The 10,449-nt window shown below is 56.7% G+C and carries 3 protein-coding genes; 2 read left to right on the top strand and 1 reads right to left on the bottom strand.

Features of this window, described 5'->3' with window-relative positions; translation table 11 throughout:
- Positions 1–3,589: NEL-type E3 ubiquitin ligase domain-containing protein (locus tag AFK24_RS02640; protein WP_065831767.1), on the top strand; the 3,589-nt coding region annotated here is incomplete at its 5' end.
- Positions 3,590–3,695: 106 nt separating this feature from the next.
- Here AFK24_RS02640 and AFK24_RS02635 read toward each other — a convergent pair.
- Positions 3,696–4,958, bottom strand: coding sequence for a putative porin (locus AFK24_RS02635; RefSeq protein ID WP_065831766.1), 1,263 nt, complete (start codon positions 4,956–4,958; stop codon positions 3,696–3,698).
- Between the two features lie 385 nt (positions 4,959–5,343).
- Between AFK24_RS02635 and AFK24_RS02630 the strand changes: the two genes are divergently transcribed.
- A complete protein-coding gene (locus AFK24_RS02630; RefSeq protein WP_065831765.1) occupies positions 5,344–10,422 on the top strand; it encodes an NEL-type E3 ubiquitin ligase domain-containing protein in 5,079 nt (1,692 codons plus the stop codon).
- Positions 10,423–10,449: the final 27 nt, after the last annotated feature.

Here is a 10,449-nt window from a genome sequence, read left to right as displayed (position 1 = left end):
CGAAGCGTTCGTTGCGGTGGAGGACTGGACCCACGGCGAAACCGAGGAAGCCCTGAACCACGTGTTCGACATCGGTGAAAACCTCGCGGCGATGGCGGTGCTGGGCGCGGCGGTGCATGTTGCGCCGCGCGTGCTGCCCTCGTCATTCGTCGAAAGCCTGACTGCGGTCAAACTGCCCAACGGCCTGACGCGGTTGTGGAAACCCGATCTCGCCCGGTTCCGGCAGAAGGTTGTCCTGCCTTCCCGAGTGGCCGCCGACGCTCAGGGACTGATCAAGGTCGACGGCAAAACCTGGTTGCCCCTGGCTGGAGAACTGTATCGCGTAGAGTTCGATACAGCCTTGAACAGGTGGCGCGTCAAGCATCCCGGTGACCACGAATCGCATTCGCCAGTGCTTGAGCACAACGGCGCAGGGGCCTGGCGTTTTGAAGGCGAAAACCCCATGGGTTGGGACGAAACCGTCGCATTCAAGCGCTTGAACGCTGACCATGAAGTATTAACCGATGAAACCGTTGGCCAACTCCTGCGGATTACGGGGGTAGATGATGCGGTGTTGCGTCAGGTGCATGTGGATAACCTGAGGTGGCCAGCCTTGCTCAGTGATGCTATGCATCGCTTTGACGCCGATCAGCAGGTGCGAGCGTTTATTGCAAAAGTGGCCACCGAACCGGACAGCCTGACTGCGCCGCGTATCGAGCCTTTCCTCAAGCTGTTGACGTCGATGCCACGCTGGCCAGACAAGGTGGCATTGCGCCTGCTGGACGAACAAGGCGCGGTGCTCGAAAGCTGGAACATCACCAGCAATTCCACGTCTGTGATTCAGATCACTTACAAACCGGGCCGCATGACAGCCTTGCTGGAAAGCGTGCTCGATGGCCTCTCTTCGCAGGAGGCTGAAGCGTTGTCAGGCGAGCGTATCGACGCGAAGGAGGCCAACGTCCTGCGCCTTGCCCAGCTCTTCTGCGAGCAGGCTCAAGTTAATAGCGGACGGTTGCGTGACGACATCCATGCCTTGCACAGCGTTTCAAACGATTCTCTCGTCAGGCTGATCCGGCGTGATTTTCCGGCGCTACCGGATGTCGTCTGCAAGGAACTGCTCGGTACGGCGACGCAAGCGCAGCAGACGCGCATGCTTTCAGCCCGGCGTGTGCCGCTGCCCATCGCCGAGCAGGCGCGTGAATATCTACAGCAATTACGCCTCAACCGCGCCAACGAAGGATTTTTCGTCAATGCAACGGATAACCTGGACACCTTCACGGCCGGATTCAAGTTGTTGCCCGGTTTGTCAGGTTGGCCGGCAGGCATGGCCCTTGAGATACGTAACGCCACATTCACGGGGAAGCTGCTCGACAGCGTGGGCGACATCAGCAATGCCAATGTGCGTTCCATTCTCACCAGGACCGAAACCGGCTATCAGGCTTTCGACTCTCATGGCAACGCGCTGGGTCAGGAGGATCAGCCATTTTTCACGGCGCTGCTTGACGCATTGCCCCACCCCGTTTTACGCCACATCGGTTTCCCGGATGGCGTAGGCGAGCAAATGCTGCGTGCGCGGCTGGGGGATCTGGCGGTGCAACAGCGCGAATCGGTCGCCAGGATGCTGGGCATGCAAACGATCAAGCCCGGCTTCAAATGGCCGCAGCGTCTGGCCGACGGACGCACCGGTTATCCCATGAGCGGGCGGTTGCGAGGGCTGTTCAGACGGATGGGGATGGGCTCCAGCGCTTATTCCCCCGAGCTGGCGGTCAAGAATCTCTACCCGACGTTTACCGAGGATGAGATCAGAACCTTTCTCGACCGGCTGAAAACACGCTACGCGGGGCCTGCCGAACAGTTTCATGCGTTCGTCCGAGGCCGTCTTGATGGGCTGGCAGTCGAGTACAAGACCCTTGGCCAACAGCTTGAACAATGGTCGGAGTCGCGGCAGATCCCATCCAATACCAAGGATGCCCGACGTGTGGCGGCGTTTCGTCTACGCAACTGCTGGCGGCACGCCGGCGATCGAGTCTACATGGAGAATGCCGTGGACTTCGCCTACAAGCTGGTATTGAACGATCTGCCCATCGGGGAGTTGCCGCCGCTCAGCGGTAACTGGAATCATGTTGGCGCTCTGGAGCTCAAGAGGCTCAATCTGGATACCTCTGAAATCGACACCTTCCTGGCGCATTTCAAGGGGGCGTTCTGGTTAAGCCTGCGCGACAACAACCTGACGACGATACCTGCAGCTTTGACCCAAATGACGCAGCTTGAACGTTTGTCGCTGGCTGAGAACCCTCTGGTTCTGGATGAGAGTTCTGTCATGCGTTTGAACAGTTGTAACGAGTTGAGATCGCTTGATCTCGGTGACTGTCCAATCGGTGCCCAACTGCACAGGCTCAGGCCCTTTTTCCTGTTGCGCAGGCTCAACCTGCGCGCCGCCAGCATTGAAACGCTGCCGGCCTGGATCTGGCGTTGTGCGCGGTTGAGGTATCTGGACCTGCGCCATAACCGCATAGCGGAGCTCAACGAGGGAACGTTGCGCAATCTGGTCCGGCCCGGTCTGGAGGCGCAGCTGCATGACAACCCGCTCAACCAACCAAGCCTGGCCAGGGCTCGCCGGTTGTTGACCAGTGAGGCGCGGCGGCGTATGGGGGTCGACGCAGCAAGAATGCATATCGATGAGCCTTTGCCGTCCGCAACCTTATGGCTCACGGGTATGCCCGCAGCAGAACTGCAAGGCCGGCTTCTTAAATGGAGTGATCTGCAGGCGGAGCCTGACGGCGGGGAGTTCTTTCGGGTGCTCAATGAGTTGCGGGCTTCAGCTGACTTCGCCACTAACCGGGCAATGCTGACACGACGCGTCTGGGCCTTGGTCGATGTGGCCAGTGAGACCGCGGAGCTGCGAGAGGAACTGTTCGAGATGGCCGCTCACCCGGTGACCTGTGGTGATGGGGTGGCCATCGTCTTCAGTAACCTGGAAACCCATGCGCAGGTATTCAAGATCAAGACAACGGTCTCCGCCGCTGATCAGCCTGAGCAAGTGTTCCGGTTGGTCAGAGGGCTGGAGCGGCTGGATGAAGTGGAAAAACACGCACTGCAACTGATTGCTGTGCGCAAATCAACCGAAGTTGCCGTGGATGAAGCTGAGATCCGATTGGCGTTTCGGGTGGGGCTGGCGAGAACACTGGACCTGCCCAACCAGCCTGAAGGCATGCTTTACAACCGGTTGGCGGGAGTGACCCAGGAGATGCTTGAAGATGCTTATGCCCAGATTCTTGGCAAGGAAAGCACGCCGCAATTCTTGCAGGCGCTGATCGCCCGTGAGTTCTGGATGACGTTTCTGGAGCATCGTTACGCACAGGATTTCGAGCCGCTCAAAGCGTTTTTTCAGGAACAAATGGGCGCATTGGACAGCAACAGGTCAGATCTGACGGATGAACACTATCTGGCGCAGATCGACATGATTCAGCGTGAGCGCACCGAGGCTTTGGAGGCGCTGGCGTGCAAGCTGACACTGGATATTCAAGTGGCTGTAGTGCGCGAGGAACTGGCTGCGCTTTCCACGGATCTGCTAGGGGAGGTGACGCAGAGTGCTGAAAGCTCAGGCTGAACGTATGGCAGATGACGGATGTGATGGGGATCAGCCGCCAACGCCAGCCTGAAAAACAACCTGCGCTGAGTGCACCTCAGCGTAGGTTTTTCAGCAGGGGTGATTCTTAGAACTTGGCTTCAACGTCCAGCTGCAACGTGTTGGCGTCCGCGTCGCGCTGGCTGGCGACGGCGTAGTCGGCCTTGGTCAGGAAGTAAGTCGCGCCGACCGAGAAGTTCTTGTCGATTTCGTAACCGACCTTGAACTTGTGACCGCGCGAGCCAGTGGTGCCGTTGGCGAAGTCCGAGTCAGTGAAGGCGCCAACCACCGCGTTACGCTGAGTATCGCGATAGTTGTAGTCCAGACCGAAACCGAACACCTTGGTCTTCACGCCCGCCAGCCAGGCAGTGTCCTGATCGTCAGTGCTGTCATTGTTGACGATGTACTGGCCGTACAGCGCCAGTGGCAAGCCAAGACCGCTGATATCGATCTGGCCGAAACCTTCGTACAGACGGAACTGATTGGTGGTGTTGCCGTTGACGCGCAGGGCCGCACTGTCCTTGTCATTGTCGAAGGCATAAACGCTACCGCCCAGCGTGACTTTCAGGTTGTCGGTCGGTGCGAAGCGCGCGCCCAACTGGCCAGCGGTCATGCTCAAGTCGTGACGGAACTGCGTACCTTCGCCGTCGATGTTGTCCTTGAGGGTGTAGTAACCGGCGCTGCCGAACAGCTCGGTCTTGCCGCCCAGTGGCAGGCTGTAGGTCGTGGCCAGACCTTCAGGGTTGATGTCGCCATCCCAGATCACGTCGCCCATGCTGACCCACGGCTGGTTCATCTTGCCGCCGATCACGTGCAGGTTTTTGACCGCAGTCGGGGCGTAATCGATGAAGCCCAGGTCCAGCCACAGATCCTTCTTGACGAAGTAGCCGTCCAGATCCTGGTTGGTGGAGCGTGCATCGCTGCTGCCGCCGGTGGCGATACGGATACCGGTGCTCACCTGAGGATTGATTTCGGTATAGGCGCCCAGACGAGCACGAATACGTTGACGGTCCTTGTCCTGGCTGTTGGTCTGACCATCGATATTGATGGTTTCCTGACGAACGCGCACATCACCCTTGAATTGAGTCTTGGTCGCCCAGGCAACTTTCTGCTCGAAAGCGGCCTGAGAGGCTGATTTAGTGTTCTGAACGTCGGCGAGCGCTTGCTTCTGAGCCTGCTGGTCTTTCGCCAGTTCGGTCTGTAACTCGGCGTACTGGGCCTGATTGATCGAGCCGTTGGCCCTGAGCATGTCGAGCAGTTTAGCGTCGACTGCGGCGTTGGCTGGAACACTCATTGCCAATACCAGGCCACCGCAAAGGGCCGCCGCAGTTTGTGCAGAAACAAGACGCATATCAATCTCCATAACTTGATAAGGGATGACGGCAGGCCATCCCGGAAAAACCGCTCCACGGTCAGAGCGCGAATGGGGTTAGTGCCCCCGGTTCTAAAAACTGGCGCCAGTATCGCCGTGAGTTATTACAGAAAAGTGGCAAAGCAATGGCACGTCGATGACAATGCAACCTTTCTTCAAAGGTGCGGTCCAGAGCCTTCGCTGAGATTTTGAACAGGGGAACCGCAGGGCCGGCCTCAGCCGGGGGCGCGTGCTCACGGCTAAAACCGGTGCTGCATGGCGATGCGATGATTGCCAGGAATGAGATGCACTATCCGGCTATGTCACAACCTGTAAGCAGAGTAAGTACCGTGGGGTTATTGCCAAACGCCTCGTGGAATAAACCATGTCAGAGACACCTGTTAACGATCAAACGCCGGATATCACTTTCTATAGTGAAGCCTTTCCCAACCAGGAAATTTTAAAGCAGCGCCTGCCGGGGTGGTTTACCCATAACAGGCCGGAAACTGCGAGCTTACAGATTGAACTGCACAAGAGTCAGTTGAAAAGTCTGGCGTCTCAAAAAGCATTTGGCGCGCTGATCAAACCGCTCAAATCCGTGCATGAGTTTGCCAGGCCGCTATTGAATCAGAAGACGCTTGAGCAATTCAAAGTCAAAGCCGATTGCACGCAGATCAACCTCGAAGAAGTGACTGTCCTCGCACCACTCGATGTGACAGTTACTCCGATACTTTCGGCTGCCTTGTTTAATTTTGACGCTGATAAAGTCTTCATTGAAGGCTCCGTGTTGCGCTACACGCCGCCTGCTTATCCGGCCGCTGCCGCCTGGTTTGATAATGTCGCCAGGGACGATCTCTGTGGCGCACAAATCTCCTGCTCTTCCGGACTCGTCAATGTCGATCCGAACGCTTTTGCACGGATGTGCCGATCACTGGATCTTGGCGGCAAGTATCAAACTCATCTCGACAGCGTATTTAAATTGGCGGCTACCGCCGGGCAAATTGCTGAAGCGTTTACCCTCAAGGAGCGTGCTCGATTTGAAGTGCTGAGCCATATTGCACGGATGAAAGGCGACGTAAGCCAGGAGGCCTATGAGGTCTTGCTCAAGGTGGCAAGGAATGACGACAGGCCCGTGTGGCGGGGAGGTCCGGTTTTTTACAATACATTCGAACTTCTGGATCGACACTTCACGGGCGGTTTCATGGGCGGTGTTTTTCAGGGCGTCCTCATGGTTGAGTCACATACGCAGGTCGTCTGGCCAGCCTACAATTCCCACCCTGTCCCCTCTGACGAGATGTTGAGTTTTGGCGATCCCGGCCATGACTTTCCGGTGGTCGTGTATATACCTGGGGATCCAGCTCATCCGATCAAGGAGTACCCAACGGCCTGGCATTTTTTTGCAGAGTTGGTGAACAAGTTTAAAGAACCCTCCTTTCGCAGCTACTTCGAACGGTACATTCGTTTACAGTACCGCAGTCTTTTTCTGGACAAAATAAGCAGGGCGGTAGGACGTAGAGATCCCTCGGACGATATTTGGCCGAGATGGATGCGCCAGCAAGGCCAGCCATTTCAATTACTCTACGATCAGGCGGTGAGTAAGATTTATGCCGACGCCAAAGTACTTGCAGTTCCCGTGAGTGACAAACAAAACGTATCCACGACTGGCGCCTTGCAGATATTCAAATCAGTTGCCCATGTCGGGTTCGATCTGGCTGATGTTTTTTTACCGGCCTCTGAAGTTCGAGACCTGGTAAAGGATGTCTTCATTGGTGTCGAAGACTGGAGCGACGGCGAAACCGAGAAAGCACTGGGTCAGCTCTACATGATCGGCAAGGATATCGTTATTGCGGCAGCACCCAAAGCCGCCAGGGAAGTCGAGCGGCTTGAAAAAATTTATGAAGATGGAAAACAGGCGCTCGAGTATCTTCAGGGATTACTCCAACCCTCAGCGAATAACTCCGCAAACTCAACGGCCGAACAGTCGAGAGTTGAACAGGACGAGATTGTCGAACTTGAGCGCAATGAGGTGCAACCGGTACTGAACTCAGCGAAGCCTTCGGCATTTATCGAGAGCCTGGTTCAGGTCAAGTCCGGTCAGGGTTCGACTCAGTTGTGGAAGCCCAGCCTGGATTGCTTCGAACAGCACGGTTTGCCAAAGGGTACATTCCTCAACAGTCGCAGCCTGTTCAAGGCCAGCGGCAAAACCTGGGTGGCGATGGGAGGTCATTATTACGAGCTTGGATTCGATTCGGCATTGAACAAATGGCGCATCCTCAATCCTGACGGCGTGCAACCCTATTCACCCGTTCTGGAAACCAACGATGTCGGCGCCTGGCGTTTCGAAGGTGAAAACCCGATGGGTTGGGATGCCTACACCGCATTCCGCCGCTTGCACGGTGACCTGGTGCCGCTTGCGGATGACACCATCCGGCAGATTCTGCGGGTTACCGAGGTTGACGAAGCCCTGCTACGTCAGATCCATATGGATAAGCTGGTCCCGCCGGCGTTGTTGATTGATTGCACCCAGCGCTTTCTTCTTGACCTTCAAGTGACTGAGTTCATCACCCTGATGATGGAAATAAGCACGTTTGAGCGGGATCGCGAAGACGATGATTTTTTCGTGCGCAGGATCGAACCGTATTTCGACTTCCTGGTGAAACTGCCTGGCTGGCCGGATGATCGAGTACTGCGCCGCGTGGATGGGCAGGGGACCGTCCTGAGTATTCATGCACCGACCAACAACACAGCGCGTACGATTGATGTGACGTATACCCCCGGGAAAATGAAGGCATTTCTGGATGCGCTGGTGATCGGGCTGTCGCCGGAGGAGGTCGAAATGTTGCTGGTCGATTACCAGGGACCGCAAACCCGCAGCCAATACCTGGCAATGCGCATTGCCTTCGAAGCAGAAGGCAGACGAGCGCTGCTTCTTGAATCGTGCTACGCCGCCAGCAATCGCTCGGCCGACCCTTTGATTCGACTCATGAAACGCGACTTTCCGAGCCTGCCCGATTGCGTCGCGAGCGAGATTGTCAGTTGTGCCAACCGCACGGAGAGTCGCCGTATGGCAACCACCGGGCGCATCCCGCTGCGTCTTGGCGAGCAGGCGCGCGAGTATCTGCAACAACTGCGTCTGAACCGGGCGCTTGAGTGTTTTTATCTGCACATCGAGAGAACCGACAGCGCCACCCTGGCCCTGGGCTTGATCAACTCGGTACCCGGATGGCCACAGGACGCGGTGGTAGAAGTCCGTAACAACACCTTCGATGGCGAGAGGATTTTTCACTCCGCAGGCAGCGATGCACCGCAAGGCAACCCGCCGCTGGTGTTTGTCAAAGTCGGTGGCAGTTATCAGATATTCAATAATCAAGGTCAGCGCGTTCACCTTGAAAGCAAAGGGTTGCATGACTCCCTGGCCAGAGCATTGTCCGATCAGGCGAGTCTGACTCGCGACGTAAACAAGCTGGAGCTCGCTCTGGGAGACATTGCGACGACGCAGCGCAGCAGGGTCAAAAGGCTTCTGGGCATGCGTCAGATAAAGCCGGGGATCAAATGGCCTTCGCGGCTGGCTGATGGACGTGTGGGTTATCCATTGAGCGGTCGTCTGCGAGGGCTGTTCAGCAAGTTCCGCAGCAACGCGCAAGCTTTTTCGCCGGAGCTGGCGGTAAAAAATCTGTACCCGCAGTTCACGCCTCGCGAGGTCAGGAAGTTTCTTGAAAAATTATCGGTGACGTTTACCGGAACGGCCCGCGAGAAACAGAGCCATGTAAGAGCCCGGTTGAATGAACTGACAGAGCAATACACCCGACTGGAAAGCGCGCTGGACAATTGGTTGACTGAGGTGAAATTGGCACCATTGGGCCAACTGGCAGGTGCCACCATCGATGGGCGCGAAATCGCCAGGAGGCTGATATTGTCTTGCTGGCGAAGAGAACCGGCGTCCGTGATCAATCCAGCAGCCCAGGATTGGGTGCATAAACTCGACCTCAGCGGGCTGGCCATTGGATCGTTACCTGTGATCGAGGCGAACTTCAACCATGTCCACGCCTTGACGTTGGAGAATATGGCGCTGACTGCCGACAGTGTCGCGGCATTCCTCAAGCGGTTTCCCCAGGCGCGCTGGCTATCGTTGAGAGGCAACCTGCTGAACTCGGTCCCACCGACATTGGCCAGTTTGTCGACCCTGAAACGCCTGGTGCTGAGCAATAACCCCATCAGTATCGATGCCGAAGGCATGCAATACCTGCAACGTTTGACGGCGCTGGAGACGCTGGTGCTGGAAGGCCAGAATATCAATATCCCGGTGGCCATCGACGTCAGCCGCTGGCCGGCATTGATGGAACTGAAGCTCAGGAACTGCGGACTTGCCATCATGCCGTCCGGGTTGGGTGTACACGAACCGCTACGCCACGTCGATCTGCGTCATAACTGGATCGCCGACATCGATGAAGCGACCTTCAGCGCCATAGCCTTGCGTTCCCAACTGTATGTGCGGCTGCATCAAAACCCGCTCAATGAGCAAACCATTGCCCGGGCCGAAGGCCTATTTGATCCCGTGAGGTTGGTGCGCATGGGCATTGTGAACTTGCCCGAGCCACTTGGGCGAAACCAGACAGTGGCCCAATGGCTGGAAGAGACCGGCAGGGAAGAGCAGCGCCGGCACTGGGCAGACCTGCAACTCGAAGCCGGTGGGGAGGCGTTTATCCAGTTGATCAGTGACATGTTCCTGACCGCGGACTACCGGGACAATCGCCGGGTATTGACGGGCCGGCTCTGGCGAATGATCGATGCGATGGCCAATTCCTACCCGTTGCAGGAGGAGTTATTCGCCCTGGCTGCTCATCCACAGACATGTGGTGATGGCACGATGATTGTCTTCAACCAGCTGGATGTTCGTGTATTGGTTTTCGCGCTGGAATCCAGGCATGGAAGCGTCTCGCCGGTCGATATGTTCAAACTGGTCCGTGGAATGGAACGCCTGTCAGAGCTGGAAAAAATTGCCCTTGAAGACTTCAGTGCGAGGATTGCATCCGAGCCGGGGCTGGATCAGATCGAGGTCAGCCTCATTTACCCCACGTTATTGCGCGAAACGCTTGAACTGCCGGGGCAGGCTCACACAATGCTGTTTCAATCCATCTCGGGGGTCACCCAGCAGATGCTGGATCGCGCCAGGGATCGGGTTCTTGCCAGGGAAAGTACGCAGGAGTTCTTTAACTCCATGATTGCTCGCAAGGACTGGATAGCGTTTCTGGAGGAGCACTATCCACAACGTTTCGAGAGAATGAATCAGCCGTTTCATGATCGTCAGGATGCCCTCGACTCCTCACGAGAAACCCTGACCGACGAGGCGTACCTGCAGGGTACGAACAGGTTGCTTCAAGAGCAGCACGAGTCGATCTCCGTTCTGGGGTCACTGTTGACCAGGCAGATAGCCCAGGCCGCCTCGGCACCTGCCGGACGGTAGATCGGACACGGTGGTCGTGAACAATCG

It is taken from the genome of Pseudomonas syringae (assembly GCF_001698815.1).
In the GTDB taxonomy this organism is placed as follows: Bacteria; Pseudomonadota; Gammaproteobacteria; order Pseudomonadales; family Pseudomonadaceae; genus Aquipseudomonas; species Aquipseudomonas syringae_A.
Note: the sequence above shows the minus strand (reverse complement) of the source record. Positions and strands in the feature narration are given on the sequence as shown.

Excerpts from the sequence above, each read along its gene's own strand:
- AFK24_RS02630 (WP_065831765.1), top strand. The coding sequence starts at position 5,344 with ATGTCAGAGACACCTGTTAACGATCAAACGCCGGATATCACTTTCTAT.
- AFK24_RS02635 (WP_065831766.1), bottom strand. The coding sequence starts at position 4,958 with ATGCGTCTTGTTTCTGCACAAACTGCGGCGGCCCTTTGCGGTGGCCTG.